The sequence below is a fragment of the Pontibacter rufus genome (assembly GCF_015694705.1).
Lineage (GTDB): Bacteria > Bacteroidota > Bacteroidia > Cytophagales > Hymenobacteraceae > Pontibacter > Pontibacter rufus.
Window position 1 is genome coordinate 106,003 of the sequence record NZ_JADQDR010000005.1, and the last position, 14,953, is coordinate 120,955.

The window sequence follows — 14,953 nt, forward strand, 5'->3', positions numbered from 1 at the left end:
AGATTTTATCGCACTATGAAAACTTATTTGGCAGGTTTGTGTATGCTTCTGAGCTTCTGCTTTTCGGGACACCTGGCTTCAGCGCAGGTTATTTTACCTCAACCCAGTCCCAAGGCAGTAATTAAGCAAACGATTGGCCTGACTGATGTAATTATCCGCTACCATGCCCCCAGTGTAAGAGGGCGTAAAGTATTCGGTTCGCTGGTGCCTTACGGACAAATCTGGCGGGCGGGCGCAAACGAGGCTACACTTATTACTTTCCAGGATGACCTTTTCTTTAACCATGAGCGGGTGCCGGCCGGTACCTATTCTTTCTTTATCATTCCTGAAAATGAGAAGTCCTGGAATATTGTCCTGAACAAAGACACCACGCTGTGGGGGCTGGAAGGCTATAACGAGCTGAACGATGTGGCATACTTTACCATCACCCCGAAGGAGCATACTTTTACCGAAACGATGCAGTTCTCATTCTCCAATATTGGCACAAACAATGCACAACTGAACCTGGCATGGGAAAACACCAGCATCTCGGTGCCGATAGAAACAGAAGTTGAGAAAAAAGCCCTCGCCAACATTAACGCTGCCCTGGCGAAAGCCGCACCTGACGACTGGTATGTATGGGCACAATGTGCCGAGTACATGCTGCCACACAAAGAGCAGCACCAGAAAGCGCTGGAATGGATAAACAAATCCATCGCCATTAAAGATAATTTTTACAACAACTGGGTTAAAGCCAGGCTTTATGCGCAGAACAAGGAATTTGAAGTAGCTGCCTCACTTACAGCCAAAGCAATGCAACTGGGCAATGCAGAGCCGGACAGCTATAAAACATACGCTAAAGAAATAGAAGGGGCCTACAACGCATGGAAAAAGCGTAAGCTCTGATTACTTTTTCCTGACGTACATGTGAGCTGCATTTGCCATCCTCTGATGCTGTCATGCTGGAAGGATCTTGTGAGTTACCCGAATTTTAACATCAGGCTCCTTACAAAATAGCAGCAAATGGAAATTGTTTGTTCGCTACTATATACTTAAAACCGTGCTACCAGGCGCAGGTTCAGGCGGCGGCCCGTCAGGTAATTGGGTATAGCGTAAGTCAGGTTATTTACATCAGTTACATACGTATAAGATATACTGTTCCGGGCATCTATGAGGTTGAGCACTTCGAGGCCAATCCAGAGGCTTTGCAGAGCAATTTTTTTACGCTCTACCAGATCACTTTCCAGCACCAACACTTTCGAAAAACCAATATCTACGCGCTTATAGGATTTGCCGCTGAAGGCGTTGCGGTAATCGGATTGGCGTGGTGGTCCAAAAGGCAGTCCGCTGCCATACACCATGTTCAGGTAGACGCGCACCGTGGGGTTGTCCGGCAAATGATCCTGGAAAAAGACGCCGATGTTTACTAACTGATCCGTCGGCCTGCGGATATAACCCTGCTCCTGCCGCCCGGCAGCTTTGCCATCCCGGTAAAATGTCACGGAGTCTCCCTTCACATTTTCCTTTGTCGTCAGGAGCCCCAGGCTCAGCCACGACTCGGCTCCCTGAATAAACTCTCCGTTTACGCGCACATCAAATCCTGCTGCATAGGCTTTGGCATTGTTTTGTGCATAATAGCGCAGGCGCACGTTGTCTGCATCATAGGGCACCACCCGGGTCATGTGCTTGTAGTATGCTTCTGCCGTCAGCTTAAAATCGCGCCCCCAGGACTTAAACAGGTAATCGGAACCGATGATGGCATGCAAGGAACGTTGGGCTTTGAGGTCCGGATTGAGTTCGCCTTCAAAATTGCGCAGTTCGCGGTAAAAGGGTGGCTGGTAGTATAATCCGACAGAAGCTTTAAAGGAAAGGTTTGGGTTATGCCGTGTGATAAAAGCGTACTGCAGGCGGGGCGTAAGGGTCAGCTCGTGGTTATAGTCCCAGTAGCTGGCCCGTAGTCCGTAAGTAATCGTTTTAAGCGAATCGAGTTCGTACGTATGCTGCACATAGCCATTGTAGCGCAGGCTGTTCAGGGCCAGGTCGGCCTGCAAAGTATAAGCAGGTGTCACGTAATCAGCCGAATCCGTAAAGCCATACTCCGAAAGCTGGTCACTGATCCTTTCCAAGCCGATTTTAGCGCCGAACTGAACCTGGCTGCGCGCGCTGAGGCGCCAGCTGTTGCGGTTTTCCGCTGTCAGGATATTAGCCAGAAGCGAATTGCGGGCATGATCAAACTGGCTCCCGACTCCGCGGTTTTTTTCATCCTCGCCCAGCTTATTGGCATTTATACTTACATCACTCAGGCGGTAGCCGGCTTCCAAATCCCGGAACTCCCGTTCCCGCGACTGCACCCCCGAAAGTATAAATTCTGAAGTGAAGTTATCCGTAAAATGATGCGCCAGGTTAAGCCCCAGCTGATACGAGCGATACGTCATTGTTTCGCGTCCGTCGAATCCTACATACAGGCGTAGCGGCGCCGCCTGGGTGCCAAAGGTCGTTGCCCTGCTTTCCGGAATGACCAGGTATTCGTTCTGTGCATAGCTCCCCAGCAAACCAAGCGTGGTACGTCCGGGTTGCGTGGTATCTTTCGACAAGTCAATGTGTACATACCCCTGCGCATCAGAAAAACTGGGCTGATATTCGCCATCTACCTGCAAACCCTGCAGGATATACCGGCTGTTTTTATATCGGGTACCAAAGAGGTAAGACACACGTTTGTTTTTAGAGGCTGCTTCTACGTGCAATGCGCCGCCAGTCAGGCTTGCGGTTACGGAAGCGGCAAACTTTTCAGGCTCCTTATACCTGATGTCCAGCACGGATGAGAGCTTGTCGCCATACTTAGCCTGCCACCCTCCGGAAGAAAAAGCGATGCTGCCTACCAGGTCGGGATTCACAAAACTGAGGCCTTCCTGCTGCGCCGCTGTTACCAGAAAGGGCCGGTAAATTTCGATGCCATTTACATATACCAGGTTCTCGTCGTAGTTGCCGCCCCGGACGGAGTAAGTTGAAGAAAGCTCGTTGTTGCTGGAAACGCCGGGCAGCGTAACGAGTATTTTGCTGAAATCGCCGAAAGCGGAAGGAAGATTTTTTGTAAGCCGCGGATCGAGCTTTGTCATACTTGCCTGCTCCCGCGTCTCGTTTTCATCTTTGCCCCGCACATCCAGCATGTGGAGCTGCTGCGGGTCTGCTTCAAGTATGAAATCAAGGATCAGGCGCTGGCCGGGGCTTAATTCAACCGTCTTCTCCTGCACTTTATACCCGATATACCGAACCTGCAGCACGAGTTCCCGGTTAGCAGGAACGGTAAGCTGAAATGCGCCTCCGGCATTTGTATGAGTACCTGTGGTAGTGCCTTTTATGCCGACAGTTGCAAGTTCCAGCGGCTGGCGATCAGGGTTCAGTACCTTGCCGGCTATTGTCGCCTGCTGTGCTGAAACACACAAGGGCAGCAGTATCAGCAACCACACCGGCAGGTATTTCAGCATCAGCACGTACAGGATTTATTTTGAAGAAGCTTTTTTGAGTTCGGCAATGGTCTGCAGCGGATCATCGGAAGAGAAAACGAAACTGCCCGCCACCAGCACGTCAGCGCCGCTGGCCAGCAGCAGCGGGGCGTTTTGCTCATTTACGCCGCCATCCACTTCTATCAAAGCCCTGGAATTGCGGGCATGAATCAGGCTTTTCAGCGTCTCTATCTTGCGATAGGTATTTTCGATAAATTTCTGGCCGCCAAATCCCGGATTCACTGACATCACCAGCACCATGTCTACATCCGCAATAATATCCTCCAGCAACAGCACAGGAGTATGCGGGTTGATGGCTACACTTGCTTTGGCGCCGCTGGCCTTAATCTGCTGGATGGCGCGGTGCAGGTGATTGGTTGCTTCCGCATGTACGGTAATGCTATCTGCCCCGGCTGCCCTGAAGCGCTCAATATACTGCTCCGGTTCTACAATCATCAGGTGCACATCCAGTGGCTTCTGCGCGTAGCGGTTTATGGCCTCCATCACCGGAAAGCCAAAGGAGATATTCGGGACAAAGCGCCCATCCATGATATCCACATGGATCCAGTCGGCTTCGCTGCGGTTCAGCAGCTCTACCTCTGCCTGCAGGTTGGCAAAATCAGCGGCAAGTATAGAAGGCGCAATAAGTGGTTTCATACCAGCAAAGGTAGTTTTTTAATTGAGGAATCAGAAACGATGCTTATTTGGGTGCAAAGTCATTTGCTTCTGCCACATTGAGCTCATTTTACAGCTTCACAAAGCGCAGCGCTGCGCTGCGGCTACCAGCGCGCAGGCGGCAAATGTAGAGGCCTTGCTTTAGCTGATGCCCTTGCAGCCCCAGCACATGCCGGGTTTTGATGGCTTTAAGTGTTTCGTGGTATACTCTTTTGCCGGTCATATCATATATGCTCACCGAAACAGGCCCGGGCGCCCATACTTCTCCAAAGCTCAGCGCTACTTCTTCCTGCAGAACCGGGTTGGTGATAAATGCTGCTGTCTCTATTGATAATTCAGGCAAGGCTGTTACCAGGCGGGTATAGTTGGGAATGCCGTAACCGGTAGAATCATCCGGTGAGCTGGCGTTGCTGCCTAACCGGTGCAGCAGTTGTATCATCTCATAGCTGGTCTTGCCGGGCGTGGCTTGCCAGAGACAGGCAGCAAAGCCTGCCATAATGGGTCCGGCAAAAGAGGTGCCGCTGCTTTGGCCCAGATGGCCGGCAGAACTGAGCACATAGGCATTTTGCCCCAGCGCCACTACATCGGGTTTTATCCGCCCGTCGGGTGTTGGGCCAAAAGAACTGAATGGCGCTCTTAGGCCCAAAGAATCCACAGCGCCAACAGCCAGCACCGAATCTGCATCAGCCGGAGCCGAAATATAATGCCAGTCTTTATCTCCATCGTTGCCGGCACTTACCACCACCAGTATGCCGGTAGCGGCTGCTATATCTGCAGCCCTGCTGATGAGGGTGGTATTGCCATCCATGTCTGCATAAGTATAACTTTCGGAAGGCGCATCAAATGTAGTATACCCGAGGGAAGAGTTGATGACATCTGTACCGGCACTGTCGGCATATTCCGCGGCCAGCAGCCAGTTAATTTCTTCTATGGGGTGCTCGGTGGCGGCATCCTCGGTGCGCAACAGCAGGTAATTGGCTTCGTAAGCGGTGCCCAGCATTGTTCCGGGCGCATAAGCTGCCATGGTGCTCAGTACGGAAGTGCCGTGGGCATTGGCGCCAAATACATTTTCTTCTTTCAGCACAAAATCAAAAGTACCCTTTAACTGCTCATTCCCGAAAAGATGCGAAAAAGCAGCAATTGTGTTTACACCCGGAAAACCGGCATCCAGCACGGCAATGGTCATGCCCTGGCCGCGGAAACCAGCCATATGTAAGTCTAATGCTCCCAGCATATTTGCCTGATGATAAGCTGGGCCGTACGCTTTAACGCTGGCCGGCGCGGGTACCTGCACGGCCAGAGGCAATCTTTCTGCCGCCTGCCGCTGCACCTGTGCCTGATGTGGCTGTGCGATTTTGTTCAGGGTATAGGTGCTCTTCACGAAAGGCAAAGCCTGCAACTGCGCAAGCTGCTCGTCGCTGCATTGTACCACGGCAGCATTAAACCAGCGCGACGTATACCATACTTCTATACCCTGCTGCTTCATGGCATCAACATAAGCCGGATCAACTGGAAGATCTCTAGTCATAACCGGTATATGCTGCCGCTGCCGCCGAGCAATGGCTTTAGCCGACAGAAATGCCTGCGGTTGATCTATGCTGAAAGGTGTCTCTTTTTTATCAGTGAAGTATACCAGGTGCTTCTGCTCCGCTGTATCTGCTCCCGGCGTTTGCTGTGCCACAAGAGCCGGGGCATACAGCAGGAGGAGCAGGTATAGGAGCAGTTGTTTCATACTTTTACTGGTGGCCGTAAGCGATTAATACTTCGTGGCGCTCATGACCATTCACCTTATAATTTTCTCCGAACTCACACTGATCAGGGCTGCAGGGCGCAATCACCACCCTGTTAAACAGCCGGTAAACACGGCCAATCCCTTCAGCATATACTTCCTTCCGATCATCCAGTTGCACCATATTGGGAGTATGAGTACCTTGTATAACCGTTATTGTCGGCGCAAATTGTATCAAGCCATCAGCAGATTCTGCCAGGGCACCTTCATCAAAGCGGAAGGGCTCCCCTACCTGACTGTACGTATAAGGTTCCTTGCGATCATAAGGGTCTTCAGCCAGCTTATTGATCACATGGTTGTTAAAAGCATCGCCGAGCCATACTTTCCCTTCCTGAACCGGAAATACCAGTTTCACATACCTGGTATTATCCCTGGTAAGTATAACGCTCGTAGTAGATTTTGCCACCACCATCACCGAATCCTCTGCCCAGGCAGCATTTTCATCCTGGCGTGTCGCCCGTACAATTTTATAGTTCAGGGTGTTGGTCTGGTCTACAAAAGAGGTATCCATTACTTCGCGCATCTGGTAGCGCGTGGTATCCCCCACATTGTTTTTAAAGTTGATGTCTGTTACGTTGTAAATGCGGTAATCCCCAACAGCCACAGGATAGTAATTATACCCGAAAGCATGCGGGTCCGGCTCTACATACGTAGTCGTGCAGCCCGCTATACAGGCAGACAGCAAAACCGGCAGCAGCAACTTTTTCCCGCTCATTATTGAAGCACGTCCAGCGTATAATCCAGGTTATAGTTCGATTCTATCCAGCCGCCGCCTACAACATCGTCGCCTTCGTAAAATACCGCTGCCTGGCCGGGGGCAATGGCGTGCACGCTGCGCAGGAAATGCACTTTCATCTTATCGCCTACCTGTTCTATAATGGCTTCAGTACCAGCATCGTTATACCGCACTTTTGTAACTGTAGGTATAGCCTGATCGAGCAGGTTGCTATACTTGCCCATGTTGAGCTTGCCTACCGTCATAGCGTTTTTAGACAGTTCTTCGTAGTTGCCCAGTATTACCCGGTTTTGCTCCTTTTCGATACGCGTTACGTAAGCCGGAAATCCAAGCGCGATGCCCAGCCCTTTGCGCTGGCCGATGGTATAAAACGGGTAGCCTTCGTGCCTGCCTACCACGGTGCCGTCTTCCAGCACAAATTCGCCGCCGGCCACTTGCTCTTCCAGGCCATCCACGCGCCGCTTCAGAAAGCTGCGGTAGTCGTTGTCCGGAATAAAGCAGATTTCATACGACTCCGGCTTGTTTACCAGTTCCGTGAAACCCCGATCTGTGGCCATCTGGCGTATTTCTGATTTACGGAGTTTGCCCAGCGGAAAAATAGTACGCGCCAGGCTTTCCTGCGAAATACCCCACAAAGCATAAGACTGGTCTTTGTGCTCATCCAGTCCTTTCGAAATCACGTAGCGGCCATTCTCCTCGCGTATGTTGGCATAATGGCCGGTGGCAATAAAGTCACAGCCCAACTGGTCGGCGCGGCGCAGCAAAGCATCCCATTTGATATGCGTGTTACAAAGCACGCAGGGGTTTGGCGTGCGGCCGGCCAGGTATTCATCCGTAAAATGGTTGATCACAAAATCTCCAAACTCCTCGCGGATGTCAATAATATAATGCGGGAAACCAAGCTGCACGGCAATGTTGCGGGCATCGTTGATAGAGTCGAGGCTACAGCAGCCCGTCTCTTTCTTGTTGCCGCCACTGGAGGCGTAATCCCATGTTTTCATGGTCATGCCGACAACCTCATATCCTTGTTCGTGCAGCATCACGGCAGCTACCGAACTGTCTATGCCGCCGCTCATGGCTACTAAAACCCTTCCTGACTTACTCATCTATCCTTAAAAATGAAAGTACAAATCAATTTAATTCTGCTACAAAGATAGCAACATCGGTGCAGTTATAAAGATTCAGTACAGCAAATATTACAACCGCACAAGGACAGTCAGGTTTCGGGCAGATAAAAAAAAGTGCAAAATAGTGGCATACTATAGCGGAAGGCCTTTACTTTGGTTATCAGAAATAAAATTACACCTTAAATATTAAAGTATAAATTACAATGGCTTTACGTACCTCTGTGATAGTAAATGGCATAAACAACTTAAGTGATGCGCGCTACTGCGCAGGAATGGGCGTAGATGTCATCGGGTTTAACCTGAAACTGGATAATCCGGATCGCATGCAGCCTGATATCGTAAAAGAAATTGCCGGGTGGGTTGCCGGCGTGCAACTGGCCGGTGAATTTGAACGGGCAAAGCCGGAGATCATCAACGAGATGGCAGACACTTACGGCCTGCACCTGATCCAACTGGACATCCCCTATTTGATAGATGAAATAGAGGAAATCAACCGGCCGGTGATACAGAAAGTATTCATCAATAAGGATACCGTTGAAAGCGAACTGCTGGAAATGATGGAACTCTACAGCCCTTTTGTACACGCTTTTATGATTTACTCTTCTGATTTCGAAGCTGTGGATGATACCAACACCAAGTTTTTGCGGGAGCTGGCGTCCAGGTTTCCGATATATCTTGGCTTCGGGCTGCATAAAAACAACATCAGCCAGGCGCTGAAGCGCATTAAGCCTGTTGGCATAGGCCTGCAGGGCGGGCATGAAATAAAGCCCGGCTTAAAGGACTTTGATGAACTGCAGGATATTTTTGAAGAGATAGAAGAGTTGTAAGTAAAAGGATCCAAGTATCAGGACACTAAATATTAGACAAAGACTTTATTTTTGCTTAATTTATACTGTTGCCGGATATGGCAACGCAAAAACAACCTTAACTTAAATGCAGGGCTTATGGCAATTCATCCGAAGTTTAAATATTTTCTGCTTCCGTTACTCCTGTTGTGTATGAGTTTATCGGAAGTATGCGGTCAGCAGAGCAGGCAGGTAATTCCGCTTTATAAGGGTAAGATACCCAATGAGGTTCCCGGCCCGGACGAAGAAAAGGTGGATAAAAGCATCGACAGCCGGTATAATTTTGAAAAGGCGCATATTACGAATGTGCGTAAACCCACACTTACTGTTTTTTTGCCCGCTAAAGATAAAGCGAATGGCACAGCTGTGCTTATTTGTCCCGGAGGCGGTTACGCCATGGAAGCAGCAGGCCACGAAGGATACGAAGTAGCCGAGCGTTTTGCTAAGCAAGGCATTGCTGCCTTTGTTTTAAAGTATAGGCTGCCTGACGCCAAAGTTTCTTCGCAACCGGCTATTGCTCCGCTGCAGGATGCCCAGCAGGGCCTTAAGCTGATCCGGGAAAATGCGGACAAATGGCATATAAATCCGGATAAAGTCGGCATTATGGGCTTTTCAGCCGGCGGCCACCTGGCTGCTACAGCCGGAACGCATTTCCAGAAGTCCTACGTTAATGGTGGAAAGCCCGAAGCCAATCTGCGCCCGGATTTTATGCTGTTGATTTATCCGGTTATCAGCAGCGACAAAAACATAGCGCACTTGGGCTCTTTTCAGCGCTTGCTCGGAGAAAATCCTTCGGCCGAACAGCTTCGGTTGTTCTCTAACGAATTGCAGGTAACACCACAAACGCCTCCCACCTTTCTGATACATGCCTCCGACGACAATGTTGTGCCGGTAGAGAACAGCATCGTATTTTACCAGGCCCTTGTAAAGAATAAGATTCCGGCTGAAATGCACATTTACCAGAATGGAGGCCATGGTTTCGGGATGCACAACAGCACCACCGCCGACGATTGGTTTGAAAGCTGCCTGAACTGGCTTCGCAGCAATGACTTTTTAGGCAAATAGCAAAAGATTTATTTGAGATCTGAATCAAAGCAAAAGCCCGGGTGTATCATCATACACCCGGGCTTTTTGCTTGATTGTATGCTACATTTATTTGTTCTGGTAAACAGAAGCAAATCTGCGACTTTATACCTGAAACTGGATATATTTAATCGGGATGCCCTCGGCCATGTAGCGCTGCTCGTACGTTGTATAAATGCCATGGGTATGCTCACGCAGGCCTGACTTGTATAAATCTTCTGTGTAAAGCAGTTGCTTTGCATGGCGCTCCTGCAGCACTTCCAGGGTATAGGCATAGAGATCCTGGTTATCTGTTTTCAGGTGTATGAGGCCACCGGGCTTTAAAATTTGCCTGTATATATTAAGGAAGCGCGGTGAAGTAAGCCGCCGTTTAATATCGCGATCTTTGGGCCTCGGGTCCGGAAAAGTAATCCATATTTCATCTGCCTCGCCTGGCGCAAAATGATCTGCCAGTTGCTCCACAAACACCCGCAGGAAAGCTACATTATTCAGATCCAGTTCCAGTGCCCTGGTACTCCCTTTCCACAGGCGTTCGCCTTTGATGTCGATGCCAATAAAATTTTTATCCGGAAACAGCTGCGCCATACCTACGGTATACTCGCCGCGGCCGCAGCCTATCTCTAATACAAGTGGATTATCATTTTCAAACCGGATTTGGCGCCATTGGCCGGCCATTCTGCCATAAAGGGCATCGCCATCCTGAATTACATTATCGCGTTCTGCTACAGCGGCAAATTTTGCCAGCTTGGATCGTGTCATACTTATAGCTCTTCTATTTCTGCAACCACAAAAGTACTGCCTCCGATAAAAATAACCTCATCCGGCGCAGCTTTTGTTCTTGCCGCTGCAATGGCTGCCGGCACAGTTGCATACGCTGTACCTTTCAGGCCTGCGGCCTCTGCTTTTGCCTGAAGTTCTGCTATGGGCAGCGCGCGCGGTATGGCAGCCTGACAAAAATAATAGGTATAGTCTTTCGGCAGCAGCTGCAGGATGCTCGAGACATCCTTGTCGTTAACAGCCCCAAATACAAAATGTATACGCTTTGGCTGCAGGGCCGCCAGTTGTGCTATCACCTGGCGCATGCCATCTTCGTTATGGCCGGTATCGCAAATCATCAGCGGCTGCTGTTGCAGTACCTGCCATCGGCCCTTGAGGCCTGTGAGTGTTTTGGTTTGTGCCAGTCCGCTGCGCAGGGCTTGTTCTGAGATGCTGAAACCCCGCTGCTCCTGAAGTATAGCCAGTGTCTGTAGCACGCCCGGCAGGTTATACCTTTGGTAGAAGCCAGTCAGGTCAAGTTCTACCTCATCAAGGTATACTGATCCATTGCGGTATACCCGGAATACCTGCCGCGCCAGATCTGCAACAGTAGGTTCTATCCTGAACTCATCACCAGCAAAGTATACAGGTGCGCCTACTTCAGCCGCTTTTGCTCTGAAAACTTCCGCTGTCTCCTCCTGCCCGGTGCTGATTACGGCCGGTATGCCGGGTTTGATGATGCCTGCTTTCTCCCTGGCTATAGCCGGAATGGTATCGCCTAACAATGTCTGGTGATCTAAACTGATATTGGTAATGAGGGAAACCTCGGGCGTGATGATGTTGGTAGAATCGAGGCGGCCGCCCAGCCCTACTTCTATTACGGCTACATCTACGCGCTCATCAGCAAAATACCGGAAGGCCAGCGCCACCGTCATTTCAAAAAAAGAAGGCTTTATACTTTCAAACAGCGGCTTGTGCTGCGTCACAAAATCAACCAGGTAATCCTGCGGCAGCTCCTGTCCGTTTACCCGCACACGCTCGGTAAAAGATTTGAGGTGCGGCGAAGTATAAAGCCCTGTTTTGTAGCCTGCCTGCTGCAACACCGCCGCCAGCATGTGCGAACTGCTGCCTTTGCCATTGGTGCCGGCCACATGCACTGTTTTAAACTGCTGCTGCGGTTGCCCCAATGCATCGCAAAGCGCGATAATGTTGTCGAGGCTCTTCTTAAAAGCAGCATTGCCGATGCGGTGAAACATCGGCAATTGCTGGTATAAATAATCAAGGCACTCCTGATAGGTCATTTACGGAAGTATAAATTTAGCGGGAGGTAATTCTGATGGTTACTATTCCGGTGGCACCCGACGATTCTCCGCCTCCACCTGTGCGGCTAAATGTTGTTTTCTGCAACTGCGTGCGGTACCAGGCCACCACCTGGGGCGAAACGTTGCTTTCTAAAACCTCCGCACCCATAAAGTTACCATCTCCGTCTATTTTAATGCGGAATCTGATAATACCGGTTTCGTTGTTGTAGGGGTCTCTTTTCGGTTCGATGTCGTAGCGCCAGCCGGGCATATCCAGCGAGCCACCGGCCCCGCCGCCGGATTTGCCGTAAAGTGCTTTGGCATCCAGCTTCCCTTCGGGACTCCCTTTGTCACCTACCTTGCCTTCATCATCGCCGTTGTTGTTGCCGGTGGCTGCATCTGAAGTGCCGCTCTTGCCATTGCCAGTACTGGTTGTGGGCTTTCCCGGGTATAACGACTTCGGCTTTTCAGGTTCTTTTTTTACCACCACCTCTTTGGGCTGTGGTTTTGGTTGTGGTTTCACCTCCTCTTTCACCGAAACAGGCGCTTCAGCGGTTGTGGTCACCACTTTAGGCGTTTCTACGGGCTTGGGCGGTGAGGGCGTTACCACAGGTTCCGGTTCCGGCAGCGGGTCCGGCTGTGTTGGCGCCGGTTTGCTGTCTTCCACATTTTCAGATATATTGGCTGCAGCAGTGGTCTGCAAGTCGCCGCTGCCGACTGCATCCATACCAAAGTTCAGTTCAATGCCATCCACTTCGGCAGGCGGATCAGGCGCACGCCAGGCCAGCAGGTAAAACAGGAGAAGCAGGATAAGGGCATGCACGGCCACGCTCACGCCGGCTGCGATCCGCTTATGTTTTTCTTCCTGTTGTGTCAGGGCAATGTTTGCCATAGTTAAATCTTATTCAGTTGGCACAGTGGCCAGCGTAACACTTGCATTCATGCTTTTAGCGATACCGGCTACCTTTACCAGGTATTCCACCGGCACGCTCTTGTCTACATGTAACACCACCGCTCCGTCTTCTGTTCCCTGCAACAGGGCAGTCAGTTGCGGTTCAATCTCCTCCGAAGAAACAGGCTTATCGTTCACGAAGTACTGTAAATCCGAAGTGATGGTCACGCTTATTTTCTGCATGACAATGTCGGAGCTCTTGCTGCTCGGCAGGCTGACGGGCAGACCGGAGGGTGTAACGAAGTTGGAGGTAAGCATAAAGAAGATGAGCAACAGGAAGATAATATCCGTCATCGACGACATGCTGAACTCGGCATTGATCCTGTTCTTAGATCGTAAATCCATACTTACAGTTGTGGTTCTTGTAACAAATCAAGGAACTCGATAGAGGAATATTCCATAGAGTGCACGATGTTATCGATTTTAGATACCAGGTAGTTATACGCTACGTACGCCGGAAGACCAATAATAAGGCCGGCTGCCGTGGTAACCATGGCCTGGTAGATACCGCTGGAAAGTAGCTTGGGGCTTACATTGCCCTCCGCCTGCGCAATAGCAATAAAGGCCTCAATCATACCTGTTACGGTGCCCAGGAAACCCAGCATCGGGGCGGCTCCGGCAATGGTAGCAAGGCCAGGCAGGTAACGCTCCAGGCGGCTTATCTCAATTTTGCCCTGGTTTTCAATAGAAGTCTCAATATTTTTTAGCGGGTTACCGATGCGTGTCAGGCCCTTTCCAATCATTCTGGAAATTGGTGTGTTAGTTTGGGCGCAAAGCATTTTGGCGCCGTTGATGTCTCCTGCCAGCACCAGGCTCTTGATGCGCTCATTAAAACCGTCCGGATTTTTAGAGGCTTTCATTAAGGTCAGGTAGCGCTCCACAAAAATGTAAACAGCGGCCAGCGATAAGAGTAACAACGGAATCATGGCCCAGCCGCCCGCTAAGGCCAGATCAATCAGGGAAACAGTGTTGTTGGCAGTAGTTTGTGCTCCGTCGGCCAGTGCTGCGGTATCGGCCGTGGCCGTAGTCGTAATTTGTAATAAGAGTGATGTCATGTTAGTAATTAAGTACCCAAAGTGTTTCTCCGTATTTCTTTCTGTAATTCATCAGCGCTGCCTGTGCTTCTGCCGGGTTATCATAATCTGCTACCGATACGCGGTACCACTTGCTGCCCTGCTCCGGCAGTAAAACCTTGGCCTGCTCCTCTCTTTTGCTGATGGCGTCGCGGCCTGTTCTGGCATTCTCAAAGCGGGAATAGCCGCCAACTATTACATAGTAGCGGCCAGTTCTCTCGCTGACCGTCAGCTCCGGCTGCTTTTCCTCAACCACTTCTTCAACAACTGGCGGGGCTGCGCTAATCTGCTCATTTATAGCTGTTTCAACTGTATCAGCTAAAGCAATTGTTGGCGTTGTAGCCATCTCGCGTACTGATGTCCAGGCCTCAGGCGTGTTGTCAGATGTTGTTGGTGCTGCTACATTAAGTATAGCCGCATAAGCAGCCTGCCGTTCGTCAGCAGAAACAGGCACATAATCAGAAGTATAGCGCACAGCAAAGTTCGTGTTGCCGGGCGTATAATGGCCTGTAAATGAACTGATAGGATTAAGGCTGCTCAGGTTATAATCCGGCTGCTGCGACAGGAAGTATAAGGCTGAAACTGCAATACCGCCAACAGCAAGCCCGGCCGCCACACGGGACAGGCGCCAGATTTTTTTACGGAATGGCTGTTTAACGTTTTCCTGTACCGGCTCGCGTTCTTTGATGAGTGTGCGCAGCACAGCGGGTTCTTCCGTGCGGATGGGCCGCGCCATCACCTCGGGCAGGCCAAAGCTTTCCTCTAGCAGGTTATCGCCTTCCACATATTCAAACTCCAGGTGGCGCTCTGCATTGTAGCGGAAAATGCCGATATGCTGCAGTTCGAAACGCTGCTCCGCATCCAGTTTATACCTGGCCTGGTGTACAAAATCTGTAACCAGTTGCTGTGCCTCCTCCTTTGAGATGTCTTTGTGGTGTGCAATGGTGCTGATGAGCAGGCCATCGTTCAGCGTGAGCTTTTCGTTAAAGGCAATCTTTTTGGAGGGCGGCGAAAACGTATGCTTCGCCGGATTAATACGGGCTGAAGCATACCGGGCGATTAATCCTCCAAAATCCGGGATAATGACACAATCATGGTCATAGAGCAAAGTTCTGATGTGCTTTTCAACCATAG

14 protein-coding genes are annotated in these 14,953 nt (G+C 50.4%); 3 read left to right on the forward strand and 11 right to left on the reverse strand.

Annotated elements, in window-relative coordinates:
• Positions 1 to 15: 15 nt before the first annotated feature.
• On the forward strand, positions 16 to 885 hold the full coding sequence (locus I2I11_RS10125) for a DUF2911 domain-containing protein (RefSeq protein WP_196267591.1): 870 nt from the start codon (positions 16 to 18) through the stop codon (positions 883 to 885).
• A 146-nt stretch (positions 886 to 1,031) separates the two neighbouring features.
• On the opposite strand, the gene I2I11_RS10130 is transcribed toward I2I11_RS10125, so the two are convergent.
• The 5 genes from I2I11_RS10130 to mnmA all read right to left on the reverse strand — a co-directional run bounded on the left by I2I11_RS10130 (position 1,032) and on the right by mnmA (position 7,788).
• A complete protein-coding gene (locus tag I2I11_RS10130) occupies positions 1,032 to 3,464 on the reverse strand; it encodes a TonB-dependent receptor (RefSeq protein WP_196267786.1) in 2,433 nt (810 codons plus the stop codon).
• A 15-nt stretch (positions 3,465 to 3,479) separates the two neighbouring features.
• The gene (gene rpe, locus I2I11_RS10135) at positions 3,480 to 4,139 is read right to left on the reverse strand and encodes a ribulose-phosphate 3-epimerase (RefSeq protein WP_196267592.1); all 660 of its coding nucleotides are present in this window, start codon (positions 4,137 to 4,139) and stop codon (positions 3,480 to 3,482) included.
• A gap of 88 nt (positions 4,140 to 4,227) precedes the next feature.
• The gene (locus tag I2I11_RS10140) at positions 4,228 to 5,889 is read right to left on the reverse strand and encodes a S8 family serine peptidase (RefSeq protein WP_196267593.1); all 1,662 of its coding nucleotides are present in this window, start codon (positions 5,887 to 5,889) and stop codon (positions 4,228 to 4,230) included.
• Positions 5,890 to 5,893: 4 nt separating this feature from the next.
• Positions 5,894 to 6,661 (reverse strand): hypothetical protein, encoded by a 768-nt coding sequence (locus I2I11_RS10145; RefSeq protein ID WP_196267594.1) that lies wholly within the window; start codon positions 6,659 to 6,661, stop codon positions 5,894 to 5,896.
• On the reverse strand, positions 6,661 to 7,788 hold the full coding sequence (mnmA, locus tag I2I11_RS10150; RefSeq protein ID WP_196267595.1) for a tRNA 2-thiouridine(34) synthase MnmA: 1,128 nt from the start codon (positions 7,786 to 7,788) through the stop codon (positions 6,661 to 6,663). Before mnmA ends, I2I11_RS10145 begins: the two co-directional genes overlap by 1 nt.
• 224 nt (positions 7,789 to 8,012) lie before the next feature.
• Between mnmA and trpF the strand changes: the two genes are divergently transcribed.
• Together trpF and I2I11_RS10160 are read left to right on the forward strand one after the other, a co-directional pair.
• Positions 8,013 to 8,636, forward strand: coding sequence for a phosphoribosylanthranilate isomerase (trpF, locus tag I2I11_RS10155; RefSeq protein WP_196267596.1), 624 nt, complete (start codon positions 8,013 to 8,015; stop codon positions 8,634 to 8,636).
• Between the two features lie 117 nt (positions 8,637 to 8,753).
• Positions 8,754 to 9,719 (forward strand): alpha/beta hydrolase, encoded by a 966-nt coding sequence (locus I2I11_RS10160; protein WP_196267597.1) that lies wholly within the window; start codon positions 8,754 to 8,756, stop codon positions 9,717 to 9,719.
• A 123-nt stretch (positions 9,720 to 9,842) separates the two neighbouring features.
• On the opposite strand, the gene trmB is transcribed toward I2I11_RS10160, so the two are convergent.
• Genes trmB through I2I11_RS10190 form a run of 6 tightly spaced genes read right to left on the reverse strand, consistent with a single transcriptional unit; the run spans position 9,843 to position 14,951 of the window.
• Entirely contained in the window at positions 9,843 to 10,496 is a 654-nt protein-coding gene (gene trmB, locus I2I11_RS10165) for a tRNA (guanosine(46)-N7)-methyltransferase TrmB (RefSeq protein WP_196267598.1), read from the reverse strand.
• Positions 10,497 to 10,498: 2 nt separating this feature from the next.
• Entirely contained in the window at positions 10,499 to 11,794 is a 1,296-nt protein-coding gene (locus I2I11_RS10170; RefSeq protein WP_196267599.1) for a bifunctional folylpolyglutamate synthase/dihydrofolate synthase, read from the reverse strand.
• Positions 11,795 to 11,810: 16 nt separating this feature from the next.
• Positions 11,811 to 12,686: a hypothetical protein gene (locus I2I11_RS10175; RefSeq protein ID WP_196267600.1), complete on the reverse strand. Its 876-nt coding sequence runs from the start codon at positions 12,684 to 12,686 to the stop codon at positions 11,811 to 11,813.
• Positions 12,687 to 12,695: 9 nt separating this feature from the next.
• Positions 12,696 to 13,091: an ExbD/TolR family protein gene (locus I2I11_RS10180; protein ID WP_196267601.1), complete on the reverse strand. Its 396-nt coding sequence runs from the start codon at positions 13,089 to 13,091 to the stop codon at positions 12,696 to 12,698.
• Between the two features lie 2 nt (positions 13,092 to 13,093).
• Positions 13,094 to 13,801, reverse strand: coding sequence for a MotA/TolQ/ExbB proton channel family protein (locus tag I2I11_RS10185; protein WP_196267602.1), 708 nt, complete (start codon positions 13,799 to 13,801; stop codon positions 13,094 to 13,096).
• 1 nt (position 13,802) lies between these two features.
• The gene (locus tag I2I11_RS10190) at positions 13,803 to 14,951 is read right to left on the reverse strand and encodes an HU domain-containing protein (RefSeq protein WP_196267603.1); all 1,149 of its coding nucleotides are present in this window, start codon (positions 14,949 to 14,951) and stop codon (positions 13,803 to 13,805) included.
• Positions 14,952 to 14,953 lie beyond the last annotated feature (2 nt).